Origin of the sequence: Bacillus benzoevorans (genome assembly GCF_014207535.1) — a bacterium.
Taxonomy (GTDB): Bacteria; Bacillota; Bacilli; order Bacillales; family Cytobacillaceae; genus Bacillus_BD; species Bacillus_BD benzoevorans.
Window position 1 is genome coordinate 74,288 of sequence record NZ_JACHGK010000007.1, and the last position, 15,467, is coordinate 89,754.

The window sequence follows — 15,467 nt, forward strand, 5'->3', positions numbered from 1 at the left end:
TCCAAAGAATGATAGTAATTGTTGCGAACAGAGGAGCGCCCAACCATTAGGCGCTCCGAAAAGTTCATGTTCTGAGGGTCACAGCAATCAAGCATCACTCACCTTTTCCAATAAGGGCAAGTTTACGTGTTTTTTCTTTGATTTCCTCCGGATCTACTTTCATGCGGGCTACGCCCGTTTCCATAGCCGCTTTTGCTACAGCAGCTGCGACTTCCGGTGCCACACGCGGATCAAACGGTCCCGGAATGACATAATCGGCATGTAGTTCAGATTCCTGAATAAGTCCGGCAATGGCTTTAACGGCTGCTACCTTCATTTGTTCATTGATATGAGTAGCTCTTACATCAAGCGCTCCTCTGAAAATACCTGGGAAAGCAAGAACATTGTTCACTTGATTAGGGTAATCAGAGCGGCCGGTACCAATAACGGCTGCACCTGCTGCTTTGGCGTCGGCAGGTGAAATTTCAGGATTAGGATTCGCCATAGCGAAGATGATTGGATTTCTATTCATTGATTTTACCATATCTTGAGAAAGTGCGCCTGCTGCGGAAACACCAATAAATACGTCAGCCCCTTTAATGACATCTTCCAGACTTCCAGGTATGTTATCCCTGTTGGTAAACTTCGCTACTTCATTTTTCACATTATTCATTCCGTTCGGACGGCCTTCATAGATAGAGCCTTTCGTATCACACATAATAATATCACGGACACCAAAGAAGTGGAGCAATTTGATAATGGCAATTCCAGCTGCGCCTGCACCATTTGCTACAACTTTTATTTCGGATATTTTTTTATTCACAATCTTTAATGCATTAACTAAACCAGCTGCAGTTACAATCGCCGTACCGTGCTGGTCGTCATGAAATACCGGGATGCCTGCTTCTTTTTTCAGTCTTTCCTCAATTTCAAAACAATGAGGAGCAGCAATATCTTCAAGGTTAACACCGCCAAAAGTAGGTTCTAACAGCTTAACCGTTTCTATTATTTTTTCTGTATCCGTTGTATTTAAACAAATAGGAAATGCGTCCACGCCGGCAAAGCTTTTAAATAATACAGCTTTTCCTTCCATAACTGGGAGTGCTGCCTCAGGTCCAATATTGCCCAGACCTAATACTGCCGTGCCATCAGTTACGACCGCTACCATATTCCCTTTCATTGTATATTCATATACCGTTTCAGGCTTGTCGTAGATTTCTTTACAAGGTTCTGCTACACCAGGAGAGTATGCAAGACTTAAATCCTTAGCATTCTGTACACTAACCTTTGATTTTGATTCCAATTTCCCCTTGTTTTCTCGATGCATGTGCAGTGCTTCTTCTCTTAATGTCACCATTTACACTCCCTCAAAATAAATTTCAAAGTAACAACTTCATTTCCCTCTTTTATTGAGCACTAACTAACTTGAGCACTCCGTGGGAGATTTATTACAGCTAAACGCGGTATCAGTGTAGTATAACACCCATCATTCTAACACTATAGCATTTTCTATTCTATTTATAAAGATACGATTATGATTTTAAATATTCATCGGTTTTTCACTATATTCACCATACTTTCACCTTTTTGGACAATCAGTTGTCCCTTCCCCTGACGCTGTTCCATTTTTGCTTCGATAAGTAAAATATTCCCCTGCACAATCACTGATGCTGTTTTCCTCAGCACATTAGGAAACACTACAGCTTCCATATCACCGCTTTGATCACTTACTGTTAAGAAAGCCATCTGCTCCCCTTTTTTCGTTCTGATTTTTTTTACTTCACTTATATACACAACCGCGCGTCCAGCAGCTTGGGAAGGTGTAAAATCATATAATGACTGTATCTTTAGCTGAGTAAAATATTTTTCAAAAAGCGAGACTGGATGATTCGACAAATAGAATCCAAGTACCTCTTTCTCAAGGTGGAGTTTTTCCTCTGCAGGAATTGGTTCAACAGCAGTATATTTCGGCCGGATTAAAAAGTCATCCTTGGAAAATAAATCTCCTTGTTCACCTCCTGCAGGTCTGGCTAACTGTGCATGGTCAAGAGCCGCATCAATACTTGCCAACAGCACCGCCCGATCTTCGCCAAATTCATCAAAGCTTCCCGATACAGTAAGAGCCTCAAGTGTTTTACGATTCACTGCTTTAACAGATACACGGATACAAAAATCAAATAAATCACTGAATTTTTTTTCCTTGCGGGCACGAAAAATCTCTTTTAAGGCTGCAGCCCCCACCCCTTTAATTGCGGCCAGGCTGTATCGTACCGCTCCTTTTTCGACATGAAAGGAATAACCGCTGCGGTTTATCGATGGAGGAAGAAGCGATATGTTCATTTGCTTCAGTTCACGAATATACTGGGCTATTCGCTCTTCATTTCCTGCCGCTGATGTAAGAATCGCGGCCATAAACATGAGGGGGAAATGCGCTTTTAACCATGCCAGCTGATAGGCAATAAAACTATAAGCAACGGCATGACTGCGGTTAAAACCATAGTTAGCGAAGCGGACGATCAAATCGTAAATATGATTGGCTGTGGAGCTTTGATAGCCTTTCCGCTCTGCTCCGGCAATAAAATGCGTTCTTTCGCGGTCAAGTACTTCTTTTTGCTTTTTACTTACAGCACGACGCAGCAGGTCAGCTTCACCAAGAGAAAAACCCGCCATTTTCGCAGCGATTTGCATAATCTGCTCTTGATAAACGATAACGCCGTATGTGTTTTCCAAGAACGGCTTCAGGTCTGGATGCGGGTAGACAACCGGTTCGCGGCCAGATTTTCGCTCAATGAAATGAGGGATATTTTCCATTGGACCCGGACGGTAGAGAGCATTTACTGCGACGATATCCTCAAAGCGATTCGGTTTCAGTCGTTTCAGCACACTGCGCATCCCTTCAGACTCCAATTGGAATACGCCTGTCGTATTTCCTTCACTTAATAGCGTGAATACCGCCGGATCATCAAGGGGTATCTGTTTAATATTTACATTTTGCCCCGTGGTCCGAGTAATGGATGTCACGATCGCTTCAATCAGGGAAAGATTCCTTAAACCAAGGAAATCCATTTTCAGTAACCCTAATTCCTCTAAATGCTCCATGGAGTACTGTGTTAAAAAAATATCGTCGTGGCCTTTTGTAATTGGGATGACATCCACAAGCGGCTCCTGACTTAAAATCACGCCTGCTGCATGTGTCGATGTATGACGAGGAAGTCCCTCAAGCCGTAATGCCGTTTCAAACAAAAGCCGCTGGGTTTCTGATTCGTGAACGAAATCCTGCAATGGTTTGGATTGTTTATAGGCTTCGTGAAGCGTAATGCCAAGAGTACCTGGAACCATCCTTGACAATTTATCCAGTTCCTTTGTATTTAAACCAAATACACGCCCAACATCCCGAAGAACGGCTTTCGCCGCAAAGGTTCCGAATGTAATAATTTGTGCAGCATGCAGCTGCCCGTATTTTTGCCTGACGTACTGAATCACTTCATCACGCCGATGATCAGGGAAATCTATATCGATATCAGGCATTGAAATCCGCTCTGGATTTAAAAAACGCTCGAAAAGAAGGTGGTGCTCAATCGGATCAACATCCGTAATATAGAGCGTGTAAGCAACCATTGAGCCGGCAGCAGACCCCCTGCCCGGCCCAGTTAATATCCCGGACTCCCTGGCATATTTCATGAAGTCCCAGACAATCAGAAAATAATCACTGAAATTCATTTTTTTGATAATGTTTAATTCATAGACCAATCTTTTTTTCTTTGCTTCATCGCAATCCGGATATCTTTCCTTAAACCCCTGCCAGCATAAATTTTCTAATAGCTGCTCTGCCGTTAAGTCGTTTTCTGTTGGAAATCTCGGCAATTTTGTTTTATGAAGTTCAATCATCACATTACATGCTTCTGCTATTTTTACTGTATTTTCCAGAGCATCAGGCAGTGAAGAAAATAGCTCAACCATCTCCTCGGGTGTCTTTAAATAATATTGATCATTTGGAAGCCTTTCCCGCTCCCCATCCTTCAATTTATTGCCATTCTTAATCGCTTGCAAACACTCCTGAGCAAATGCATCCTCTTGAGCTAAATAATGAACCTGATTCGTTGCCACAAGCCCAACTTGATTGACCTCAGCCAGTAACATTAATTCCTGATGCAGCTTTTGCTCTTCAGGAAGACCATGATTTTGCATACTCAGGTAAAAAGAACCGGGTTCAAACATCTGTTGATAAAGGGTAAGTACTTTTTGCGCTGTTTCGCTATTTTCATTTAACAGCCCCTGTTCAATTTCTCCTTCCATTCCGGGTGAAATGGCAATTAATCCCTTGGAATAATGCCTCAGCCACTTAATAGGAATCCCCCCTGGCGACTTAGTCTGCACACTGCTGGAGATTTTCAGCAATTGTTGAAACCCTGTTTGGTTTTTTGCCAGCAAAACAAGAGGAAACGATTTTGTCTCCTGATTCTCGCTCAGTACATCAACCGTCAGCCCCATAATCGGCTTTATCGATTGTTTTAAACATTCTTTATAGAAAGAAACCATTCCGTACATCACATTTCTATCTGTTAAAGCGATTGCGCTATATCCTTTGGCTTTGGCATCTCCTACCAGCCTTTCGATTGATGCTGTGCTCGTTAATAAACTAAACGCACTATATACATGAAGGTGAATAAACGACACGACCATTCACATCCTTATTTACTTATGAATTCATTATAGAGTTTTAGAGAAGAAAAGAAAATACGTTCTTATTTTTTACTTTTACAGCCTGAACATAATTGTGGATCTTTGTCCATATGTTTTAATAGAATGATTAATCACTTAAGGATGGGATGATATGGAAAATCAACCGTTTTTCTCACTATTTTTACAAAGCTATTTCATCGCACTTGGCGTCCTTATCGGGGGCTCCATCATCGGCGGTCTGGCTGCCTTTCTTACAGGAAAACCACCCTTAACCTTAATTTACCGGTTGTCAAACATGATCCATATTTGGGCCATCGTAACAGCTATCGGAGGCACCTTTGATGCCGTTTCAACGCTGGAAAGGGGTATTTTAGAAGGAGAAACGAAGGATTTATTTAAACAATGCCTGTTAATCCTTTCGGCATTGGGCGGTGCGCAGACAGGCTCTTTATTTATTAACTGGTTAACTCAGGAGCATACCAGTTTATGAGAGTCCCTCCATACTACCAGAAGCCGACATGGCAGCAATTTTCAGCCGGCGTTCTCATTGGCGCATGTGTCAGCTGGTTCATTTTTTTATATATTTATGGCGAATGGCAGGAGGAGTACAGCAAAGAAATTACGAAGCAGCAAACAACAATTCACAAATTAGAAAATGAGAAGATGATCTGGCAGGAAGAATTTAAGAATCTGAACAAGGAGAATCTGCACAAACTAACCGTTCAATCTATTTATATCAAAATAAAAAACAAAGATAAATATGATTTAGATCAATTAAGCATTTTTCAAATGGAAGATGGAATCAAGAAAGATATCGGGATGATGATCGCGAAAGACCTCGATACCGCCTATAACAGCCGGGAGTTAATCAAAAAAATCATTGAGAATAAAGTCCTGCCTGTCAATGATAAACGCTATAAATGTAAAATAACGGAAATGACGATCTACACGACGCTCTCCATTGAGATCGAACTGATGATAGCTGAGTAATGAAAAAACGCCCGGAATTAGACCCGGGCGTAATTCTCGCATAAATCTTCCAATTCATGAATAACTGACTCGGCTTCTTCCCAAGAATAAATGGATGCACCTGCGGCCAGTGGATGTCCCCCACCTTGAAATTTGCGTGCCACACCATTGATCACGGGACCTTTGGAACGAAGACGGACTCTGATTTGATCCTCTTCTTCAATAAAGAACACCCAGGCAATAATTCCTTGAATATGACCAAGTGAACTAACAAGCACAGAGGCCTGTGCCGGAACCGCATCATATTTCTTCAACAATTCCTTCGTTAATTTAACATACGCGACTCCATTCTCTCCTATTTCATAAGTCTGCAGAATATAACCATTTAGTTTGACAATGTTGGGCTTTAATTCATACATTTTGTCATAAACTTCCGTCCGCGAAAATGAATAATGAATTAATTCACCGGCGTAAGCGAATGTTCTATTTGTTGTACTTGGGAATAAAAACCGTCCTGTATCCCCGACAATACCGGCATACAAGAGTCTTGCAGCAGCATCTGACATTTTCAATCCCTTATCCATGCCATACTTATAAAAGTCATAAATCAATTCACTCGTTGAACTTGAGCTTGTATCCACCCACAGCAAATCCCCATACGGGTCTTCGTTTGGATGGTGGTCAATTTTAATTAATTTGTCCCCTGTCCGGTATCTGTTATCATCAATGCGGGCTTCATTTGCTGTGTCACAAACGATGACTAATGCACCGTTATACGTCTCGTCAGGTATGGTATCCAGACGGCGAAGAAATTGCAGCGATTCCTCCTCTTTTCCCACTGTAAAGATTGATTTTTCAGGAAATGACGCCTGTAAAATCTCGGCAAGTCCCCCTTGAGAACCATAAGCATCGGGATCCGGACGGACATGACGATGAATAATGATCGTATCATATTGTTTAATGGCTGATAATATCTTTTCTTTCATTCAAGCTCTCCTTAATCGTTTCATTATTTTATTCATATCATAAATGATAGAAAATAAAAAGAATGATGCATGGACGTAGCCAATCGCTATGAAAATGGGTAAAATAAAGTTATCAGTGTAGACAGTAATGAAATAGGAACGAATACTGTTTGTCATAGAGTATGAATGGGGGAAAGTACAGATGCCAGTTTTTGTCATATTAATTGTTTTTTCTTTATCCTTTTACATTTATTTCAAAGCCAAATACTTCCGGACTAAACTCCCTGCAGAAAAGAAGTGGATTTCTGCTAAATCTAGTATTGCCCTTGGTTCATTTATTGCCATGTTCGGAGTGAATCAGCTATTCTTATTTCACACAACGGTAACCTATATTGTCGCTGGTATATTTATTGTACTAGGCGCGATAAATATCATGGGCGGTATTAAGGCCTATAAATATTTTCTTCCTCTTGTTAAGAAAGAATTACAGGAAACCATTTAAAGATAGCAAAAGGGACCCGCAGTCCCTTTTTGGCATTTACACAGCCTTTTTTCATATGAATGCTTCGATTAATGGCGATCCATCAGTTGACACATCATCATGGCTTTTCCAACGAGTATTCCTTCATTGAAAACCTCAATATCAACTTTACCAAATTTTCTCCCTGCTTCCAGAACCTTTGGATAAATTTCAAGGGTACTGTCAATCTGAACCGGCTTAAGAAAGTAAATGGTTATATTTTCCACAACCAGATCACCTTTCTTATACCCTCGCAGCACCCGATTGGCTGCTTCAGAAACAACAGTGGTGAAAACACCATAGGAAATGGTACCCAGATGGTTTGTCATTTGCGGAGTGACTTCACAGCGATAAACATCTTCTGCTCTAGTTTTTCCTTTCATCAAGACAATCTGATTTGTTACAATATCATCCAGTGTTTCTCCCACCTGCGGCTGACGCTGAATCATTTGCAGGGCTTTGAGAACATCCTGACGGCTGATAATTCCCTCGATATGGTTTGAATCATCAACCACCGGCAGTATCTCAATACTTTCCCAGACCATCATATGGGAAGCTGATGCCACACTTGTCTTGCCGCCAACTGTCATCGGATTTTTTGTCATAATTTTTTCAATCGGAAGATCATTAGACTGGCCAATAACATCCTTGGCTGTAACCATCCCCTGCACTTTCAAATTATGGTCAATGACCGGAAATCGTCCGTGTGTTGTATCTTTATTATGTAAATGCCAATCTGCTACGGTATCTGTTGTCTTTAAATACACCGTATTTTGCAGAGGTGTCAGAATATCCTCAACTAGGACAATTTCTTTCTTAATTAATTGGTCATAGATGGCGCGGTTAATCATCGTCGCAACCGTAAACGTATCGTAGCTTGTTGAAATGATGGGGATTTTTAATTCATCAGCCAATTTTCTGACATCATCCTCTGTATCAAAACCTCCTGTTATTAATACAGCTGCTCCCGCTTTTAAAGCAAGCTCGTGAGCCTTTGAACGGTTCCCGACAATGAGAAGATTTCCCGCTGCGATATAACGCATCATTGCTTCTAATCTCATCGCTCCGATAACAAATTTATTAAGAGTCTTATAAAGCCCGTCTCTTCCGCCTAAAACCTGTCCATCGACAATGTTAACCACTTCAGCAAAGGTTAGTTTTTCAATGTTTTCTTTTTTCTTTCTTTCAATGCGGATCGTTCCCACTCGTTCAATCGTACTGACATATCCTTTATTCTCAGCCTCTTTAATTGCACGATACGCGGTTCCTTCACTTACTTCCAGCGCCTTGGCAATCTGTCTGACTGAGATTTTCTCACCGATTGGCAATTCATCAATATATTGTAAGATCTGTTCATGTTTTGTTGCCAAGAACCTCACCCTTTTTCTTAAATTCGTAACGATATATTACTATTATACGGTTCTTGGGCTTCTGTTTCAATTTTTTCACGTATTCTGTTTTAATTATAATACCGTGATTTTATCCGCTTTCTGGCCCTATTTCCTTTCAACTGTTGTTTACCTTGTGGTTTTGGTGTATATAACAGTCCGGTTAGATTGCCGGCAATCACGATCAAAGCAAACCCCAGCCAGGCATAGGCAAAGACACCCTCAGCTCCCGGACTGAACATCGAAATCCGGGGAACCGCATAGTATAAAAGAAGACCGCTTAACAACAGGCACAGTAAATATCGATTTTTTTTCATGAAATCACCTCATTTATCCATATACTCTATTTCTATGCGGACAAGAAGAAAAAAAGTCAAATTATCAAAAAAATGGGTGATGAGGGTTTTGTAGGCGTTTTATTTTTATAGCTGATTTAACATGAAATGTTTATAGTTCAAGTACTTCACCCGGTTTCAGGATACGGCCGTTTTGCTTATCAAGCAGATCAATAAACTTCTGCGGATTCTGCTGAATCACTGGGAATGTATTATAGTGCATTGGGACAGTTGTTTTGGCTCCAAGTAATTTGGCCGCATATGCCGCATCCTCCGGACCCATTGTGTAATTATCACCGATTGGCAGAAAAGCCAGATCAAGCGGATGGCGCTCACCAATTAATTTCATATCGGAAAAAAGAGCCGTATCACCGGAGTGATAAATCGTTTTTCCCTCCGCCATAAACAAAACCCCCGCCGGCATCCCTAAATAGATAATTTGGTGATCGTCTGTATGCAGACCGGTACCATGGAAGGCAGGTGTCAGTTTCACCTTGGCAAAATCAAATTGATAAGATCCGCCAATATGCATATTATGGACTTTAAGACCCTGCCACTCTAAATAAATCGCTAATTCATCATTGGCAATCACTAAAGCATCATTAGCTTTTGCTAATTGTATCGTATCCCCGAGATGATCACCGTGTCCATGCGTAACAATGATACAATCCGGTTTTACATCCTCGACTTTTAAGTCAGTGAGGCTGTTTCCTGTTATGAAGGGATCAATGATAATGGTTTTTCCACCCGTTTCTATTTTCACCACTGAATGTCCATGATAACTTACCTTCATTTTTTCCACTCCTTTAAAAAGCTTTTTCGCTAATACATTCTAGATTGGACAAAAAAGTCCTTTAGACAGCTGCACCAACTTGTATGCCCTTTTCTCACCTAAATTAAAATAGTACAATGAAAATTAGCTATATTATTTGGATACTCATAGAAAAGAGGGGTAATAAATGAAACAAAGGTTAACAAACTATTTGGAATGGATGAAACAAAACGATATCGATGTTTCATTCTTAACCTCTACAGATAATGTTTTTTATTTAAGCGGCTTTTATTGTGAGCCGCATGAAAGGCTGTTGGGACTGCTATTGTTTCAAGAGAAAGAACCGCTTCTTGTTTGCCCCGGGATGGAACAGGAAGAGGCTAAAGCTTCCGGCTGGGAATATGAAATCATCGCTTACAGTGATATTGACAATCCATGGCAGCTACTTTCGAATGCTGTGCAGAAAAGACTTTCACGGATAACAAAGGCAGCGATTGAAAAAGAACATATGAATGTCGCGCGCTTTGAAGCCATTTCGGCCATAATGCCAGATGCTGCGTTTTTTTCTGCAGAAGAAAAACTGCGTAAGCTGCGCATGATAAAGGACAGCGATGAACGAAATAAACTGCTTAAAGCATGTGCATTGGCCGATTACGCCATTGAGGCCGGCTGTGCGGAAATCAAGGAAGGAAAAACTGAATTAGATATTTTGGCAGCGATTGAATATGAAATGAAAAAGAAGGGCATCGCGAAAATGTCCTTTTCCACAATGGTATTAACAGGTGCAAACGCCGCGTCACCCCATGGTACACCCGGATTAACGAAAATTAAAAAAGGAGACTTTGTACTTTTTGATTTAGGTGTGGTGGTTGATGGCTACTGCTCAGATATCACGCGGACCATTGCCTATGGTGAGATTACAGAGAAACAAAAGGAGATTTATGACACAGTGCTTCGGGCACAGCTTACTGCTATTGAAGCAAGTAAACCGGGCGTATCAGCAGCAGATGTAGATCGAACGGCAAGGAACATCATCGAAGAAGCCGGTTATGGTGAGTTTTTCCCACACCGTCTTGGTCATGGACTTGGCATCAGCGTGCATGAATATCCATCCGTGACTGAAACAAATCCGTTACTATTGGAGCCAGGAATGGTTTATACCATTGAACCGGGAATCTATGTACCAAATGTTGCAGGGGTCCGCATCGAAGATGATGTGTGCATGACGGAAAATGGTGTAGAAGTATTGACGAAATTTCCGAAAGAATTGATTGGGCTATAGTCCTGTAAGCAAAACCAGCCTTATCCCTGAATCGGCGGAATAAGGCTGGTTTTTTGTATACAGCGTCAAGCAGGATTTCCTATTGCTGCAATGCCGCCACTGGATCATGATAATCTAAATCCAAGGCATCTGCGACAGCCCTGTGGGTGACAAAGCCATTTAGGGTATTAATCCCTTTTCGCAGCGCTTCATTTTCGAGACAAGCCTGTTTGAATCCTTTATTGGCAATTTGCACGGCATATGGGACGGTTACGTTCGTCAGAGCCATGGTGGATGTTCGGGGAACGGCCCCCGGCATATTCGCAACAGCATAGTGGACAACACCATGTTTCACATAGGTTGGGTTGTCATGTGTCGTAATATTATCCGTTGTTTCGAATATTCCGCCTTGATCAATGGCGATATCCACAATGACTGAACCGGGACTCATCGTTTTCACCATCTCCTCCGAAACAAGAGTCGGTGCTTTTGCGCCCGCAATTAACACGGCGCCGATCACAAGATCAGCATCCCGCACTGCCTCAGCTATTGTATACGGATTGGACATAAGAACCTCTGCATTGGTGCCAAACAGGTCATCTAACTGCTGCAGGCGTTCAGGATTCACATCCAATATCGATACTTTCGCTCCGAGTCCGGCCGCTATCTTCGCAGCATTTGTCCCGGCAACCCCGCCGCCAATAATAGCAACCCTTCCTTTTGCCACACCCGGTACCCCCGCTAAGAGAATCCCCTTTCCTCCATTTACCTTTTCGAGAAATTGCGCCCCTATTTGCGGTGCCATTCTTCCTGCAACTTCACTCATTGGCGATAATAACGGTAAACTTCCATTTGCAAGCTGTACCGTTTCATAGGCAATGGCAATCACCTTTTTATCCAGCAATGCTTTTGTCAGTTCCGGTTCAGGAGCAAGATGAAGATATGTAAATAAAATTAACCCTTCGCGGAAGTATGAATATTCACTAGGGAGCGGTTCCTTTACCTTCATGACCATGTCCTGCGCCCAGGCTTCGCTAGCCGACAAAACCAGCTCTGCACCGGCTCCGATATAATCGTCATCCGTGAAGGCCGACCCAAGACCTGCGCCTTTTTCAATCACTACCTGATGCCCTTCTTTGACAAGATGCATGACCCCGGCTGGTGTCATCGCCACACGATTTTCATTATTTTTTATTTCCTTTGGTACTCCAATGCGCATTTGTATCCCACCTAAAAAGGAATTTTGTTACTTATCACTATACCACTTCGGAAATGTGAAATGTCAAATAATGAGGATAATCTAAGCCATATTTATCACAAAATAATGAAGACAATTTTAGCATTTGTCGAAAAATAGTAGTTATTCTCATTTTTATTTATTGTATAATAAAGTAAAAGGAGGGAATTGTTATGGGTCTAACGTATAAAAAAATTCTTGTCGCTGTAGATGGTTCAAAAGAAGCTGAATGGGCATTTAAAAAAGCTGTACAAGTTGCTAAAAGGAATGATGCTAAACTCTTATTAGCACATATCATTGATACACGTACTTTTGCCACTGTTGAGGCCTATGATCGTACCATTGCTGAAAGAGCTGACAAATTTGCCAGAGAACTCATGGTAAATTATAAAAACGAGGCGCTGGAAGCAGGGGTAAAAGAAGTAGAGTACGAAGTTGACTATGGCTCTCCTAAAGTAAAAATTCCGAAAGACATTGCTAAAAAGCATGATATTGATTTAATAATGTGTGGCGCAACCGGTTTAAATGCTGTTGAACGATTCCTGATCGGAAGCGTGTCTGAGCATATTGCCCGTTACGCAAAATGTGATGTATTGATTGTCCGTACTGATAAAGAAATCTTTGAAGAAGATGAATAATACTTAATATGTATAAAAAACCGGTTGTTCATAAAACAGCCGGTTTTTTATTTTATCCATTATTTTAAACAGTTTTTCGCTTTATCAATGGCAAGTTTAATTTGTTCAAAACCGGTGCCGCCAGCACTGTTACGGCGTGCCACAGCTGTTTCCGGTGCAAGAACTTCATAAATATCATCTTCAAAAAGACTGCTGGATTCTTTAAATTCTTCCATCGTTAAATCACTCAAATAACAGTTCTTCTGCACACAGTGAAGGACAAGCTTTCCAACTACTTCATGGGCCTCCCTAAACGGCATCCCTTTGCTTGATAAATAATCGGCAAGTTCGGTAGCATTAGAAAAATCCTGTTTCGTTGCTTTTTCCATATTTCCGGTTTGTACCCTCATGGTCCGAATCATACCGGCAAAGATTTTTAAAGAACCTGAAACGGTCTTAACCGTATCAAACATACCTTCTTTATCTTCCTGCATATCTTTGTTATACGCAAGCGGCAGTCCTTTTAAAACAGTTAACAGACCAAAAAGGTTTCCGTAAACTCTGCCTGTCTTGCCGCGAATAAGTTCCGCCATATCAGGATTTTTCTTTTGCGGCATAATGCTGCTTCCTGTTGAAAAGCTGTCATCTAGTTCAATAAAACGAAACTCCTGGCTGGACCAGAGAATGATTTCCTCGCTGAAGCGGGATAAGTGCATCATCATGATCGAACTTGTCGAAAGAAATTCTAAAATAAAGTCACGGTCGCTGACAGCATCCATGCTATTCTCATAAATACCGTCAAATCCCATCAATTCCGCACTGTAAGCACGATCAATCGGGAAAGTCGTTCCTGCCAGCGCGCCTGCTCCAAGCGGAGAAATATTGATTCTCTTAAGACTTTCAGAAAGACGCTGTTTATCACGTTCAAGCATCCAGAAATAAGCCATTAAGTGATGGGCAAAGGAAATAGGCTGTGCTCTCTGCAAGTGAGTATATCCAGGCATAATCGTTTCAATATGCTGTTCAGCTTTTTCGAGCAGCGCCTGCTGCAGCTCAACAACTAATTCAATGATATCCTGAACCTGCTTGCTCAAATACAAATGCATATCAGTAGCAACCTGATCATTACGGCTGCGGCCTGTATGGAGCTTGCCGCCTACAGGTCCAATCATGTCTGTCAGCTTGCTTTCCAAATTCAAATGAATATCCTCTAAAGCCACAGAGAATTCCAATTCATCATGCGAAGCTTTTTCTTTTAAGGCCTCTAAGCCCTTCTTAATTTGTTCAGCTTCTTCTTCGGTTAAAATACCTGTTTTGGCCAGCATCGTCACATGGGCGATGCTGCCAGTAATATCTTCCATCACTAATTCCTGGTCAAAAGAAATGGATGCTCCAAATTCATCCACCCATTCTTCTGCGGACTTTGTAAATCTTCCGCCCCAAAGCTTTTTCACTCTGTCACCTTCTTGTTTTGCACAATACTTTGTACTTTTGTAGGAAGACCAAATAATTTGATAAAGCCTACAGCAGATGCATGATCGAACTCATCATCAGAAGTATATGTTGCTAGTTTTTCATCATATAAAGAGTACTCTGATTTTCTTCCTTCGACAATCGCATGCCCTTTAAATAGTTTTACTCTTACAGTACCTGTAACATGTTTTTGCGTTTCATCTAAGAAGGCACAAAGAGCATCTCTTAATGGAGAGAACCATAGACCGTTATAAATAATCTCAGATAATTTATGTGAAATAATTGGTTTGAAATGAGCAACTTCTTTCACAAGTGTTAAGTCTTCTAATTCTTTATGTGCTTTAATAAGTGTCATTGCCGCAGGTGCCTCGTAAACTTCACGTGATTTAATTCCAACAAGACGATTTTCAACATGGTCAATTCTGCCGATTCCGTGTTTGCCGGCTAAAGCATTTAGCTCAAGAATTAATTCAGAAAGCTTATAAGCTTTTCCATTTAACGTAACAGGTACACCTTTCTCAAAACCAAGTTCAATGATTTCTGGAGTATCCGGTGTATCTTCAATTTCAGCTGTTAATTCATAAGCGTCTTTTGGCGGTGCAGCCCAAGGATCTTCTAAAATTCCGCATTCGTTTGCTCTTCCCCAAAGGTTTTGGTCAATGGAATACGGGCTGTCTAAATTAATCGGAACCGGGATTCCTTTTTGTTTTGCATATTCAATTTCTTCTTCCCTTGACCATGCCCATTCACGCACAGGTGCTAAAACTTGCAGGTTCGGGTTTAATGCTGCAATGGAAACTTCAAAACGAACTTGGTCGTTTCCTTTACCGGTACATCCATGTGCTATTGCTACTGCGTTTGTTTCTTCTGCAATTTCGACAAGTTTCTTAGAAATTAGCGGTCTTGATAACGCAGATACCAATGGATAAGACTCTTCATACAATGTATGAGCCTGCAATGAAACTAAAACGTAATCTTGAGCAAATTCTTCTTTTGCATCGATTACATAAGATTCTACTGCTCCAACTGTTAGAGCTTTTTCTTTAATGAAGTCTAAGTCTTTTCCTTCACCAACATCAAGGCAGCAAGCCACTACATCGTATCCTTTTTCTTGTAACCATTTAACTGCAACAGATGTATCTAAACCGCCGGAATACGCTAAAACTACTTTTGGATTTGACATAACCAAATACCCCCTAATATATGTTTACGAATAATTATTCATTAATTTATATTTTTATTCAATTACCTGAATATCACTTTAACAA

General features: G+C 41.1%; 14 protein-coding genes. 5 read left to right on the forward strand and 9 right to left on the reverse strand.

Annotated elements, in window-relative coordinates; translation table 11 throughout:
• Positions 1-94 precede the first annotated feature (94 nt).
• Both ystJ and dnaE read right to left on the reverse strand, forming a co-directional pair.
• A complete protein-coding gene (ystJ, locus tag HNR53_RS11255) occupies positions 95-1,333 on the reverse strand; it encodes an NADP-dependent malic enzyme (RefSeq protein ID WP_184526203.1) in 1,239 nt (412 codons plus the stop codon).
• Between the two features lie 194 nt (positions 1,334-1,527).
• Positions 1,528-4,656: a DNA polymerase III subunit alpha gene (dnaE, locus tag HNR53_RS11260; protein ID WP_184525984.1), complete on the reverse strand. Its 3,129-nt coding sequence runs from the start codon at positions 4,654-4,656 to the stop codon at positions 1,528-1,530.
• Positions 4,657-4,813: 157 nt separating this feature from the next.
• Between dnaE and ytrH the strand changes: the two genes are divergently transcribed.
• Positions 4,814-5,152 carry a sporulation membrane protein YtrH gene (gene ytrH / locus HNR53_RS11265; protein WP_184525986.1) on the forward strand — a complete coding sequence of 113 codons (339 nt, stop codon included), beginning with the start codon at positions 4,814-4,816 and terminating at the stop codon, positions 5,150-5,152.
• Positions 5,149-5,652 carry a sporulation membrane protein YtrI gene (ytrI, locus tag HNR53_RS11270; RefSeq protein WP_184525988.1) on the forward strand — a complete coding sequence of 168 codons (504 nt, stop codon included), beginning with the start codon at positions 5,149-5,151 and terminating at the stop codon, positions 5,650-5,652. The genes ytrH and ytrI overlap by 4 nt, the downstream gene beginning before the upstream one ends.
• Positions 5,653-5,669: 17 nt before the next feature.
• Here ytrI and HNR53_RS11275 read toward each other — a convergent pair whose 3' ends face one another.
• A complete protein-coding gene (locus HNR53_RS11275) occupies positions 5,670-6,617 on the reverse strand; it encodes a DHH family phosphoesterase (RefSeq protein ID WP_184525990.1) in 948 nt (315 codons plus the stop codon).
• Positions 6,618-6,798: 181 nt separating this feature from the next.
• Here HNR53_RS11275 and HNR53_RS11280 point away from each other — a divergent pair, with 181 nt between their 5' ends.
• On the forward strand, positions 6,799-7,098 hold the full coding sequence (locus HNR53_RS11280; RefSeq protein WP_184525992.1) for a YtpI family protein: 300 nt from the start codon (positions 6,799-6,801) through the stop codon (positions 7,096-7,098).
• Positions 7,099-7,166: 68 nt separating this feature from the next.
• Here the strand turns inward: HNR53_RS11280 and HNR53_RS11285 are convergent, their stop codons facing one another.
• From HNR53_RS11285 to HNR53_RS11295, 3 genes are all read right to left on the reverse strand, one after another.
• Entirely contained in the window at positions 7,167-8,486 is a 1,320-nt protein-coding gene (locus HNR53_RS11285; RefSeq protein WP_184525994.1) for a CBS domain-containing protein, read from the reverse strand.
• Between the two features lie 89 nt (positions 8,487-8,575).
• Positions 8,576-8,821 (reverse strand): YtxH domain-containing protein, encoded by a 246-nt coding sequence (locus HNR53_RS11290; protein ID WP_184525996.1) that lies wholly within the window; start codon positions 8,819-8,821, stop codon positions 8,576-8,578.
• Positions 8,822-8,951: 130 nt separating this feature from the next.
• Complete coding sequence (locus HNR53_RS11295) at positions 8,952-9,632, reverse strand: metal-dependent hydrolase (RefSeq protein ID WP_184525998.1); 681 nt, start codon at positions 9,630-9,632, stop codon at positions 8,952-8,954.
• Positions 9,633-9,798: 166 nt separating this feature from the next.
• Here HNR53_RS11295 and HNR53_RS11300 point away from each other — a divergent pair, with 166 nt between their 5' ends.
• On the forward strand, positions 9,799-10,893 hold the full coding sequence (locus HNR53_RS11300; RefSeq protein WP_184526000.1) for a M24 family metallopeptidase: 1,095 nt from the start codon (positions 9,799-9,801) through the stop codon (positions 10,891-10,893).
• A gap of 79 nt (positions 10,894-10,972) precedes the next feature.
• On the opposite strand, the gene ald is transcribed toward HNR53_RS11300, so the two are convergent.
• Positions 10,973-12,091 (reverse strand): alanine dehydrogenase, encoded by a 1,119-nt coding sequence (ald, locus tag HNR53_RS11305; RefSeq protein WP_184526002.1) that lies wholly within the window; start codon positions 12,089-12,091, stop codon positions 10,973-10,975.
• 191 nt (positions 12,092-12,282) lie between these two features.
• On the opposite strand from ald, the gene HNR53_RS11310 reads away from it, so the two are divergent.
• Positions 12,283-12,747, forward strand: a complete 465-nt coding sequence (locus tag HNR53_RS11310; RefSeq protein ID WP_184526004.1) for a universal stress protein — start codon at positions 12,283-12,285, stop codon at positions 12,745-12,747.
• Positions 12,748-12,806: 59 nt separating this feature from the next.
• Here HNR53_RS11310 and argH read toward each other — a convergent pair whose 3' ends face one another.
• Together argH and HNR53_RS11320 are read right to left on the reverse strand one after the other, a co-directional pair.
• Complete coding sequence (gene argH / locus HNR53_RS11315; protein ID WP_184526006.1) at positions 12,807-14,180, reverse strand: argininosuccinate lyase; 1,374 nt, start codon at positions 14,178-14,180, stop codon at positions 12,807-12,809.
• Positions 14,177-15,382, reverse strand: a complete 1,206-nt coding sequence (locus HNR53_RS11320; RefSeq protein ID WP_184526008.1) for an argininosuccinate synthase — start codon at positions 15,380-15,382, stop codon at positions 14,177-14,179. The genes argH and HNR53_RS11320 overlap by 4 nt, the downstream gene beginning before the upstream one ends.
• Positions 15,383-15,467 lie beyond the last annotated feature (85 nt).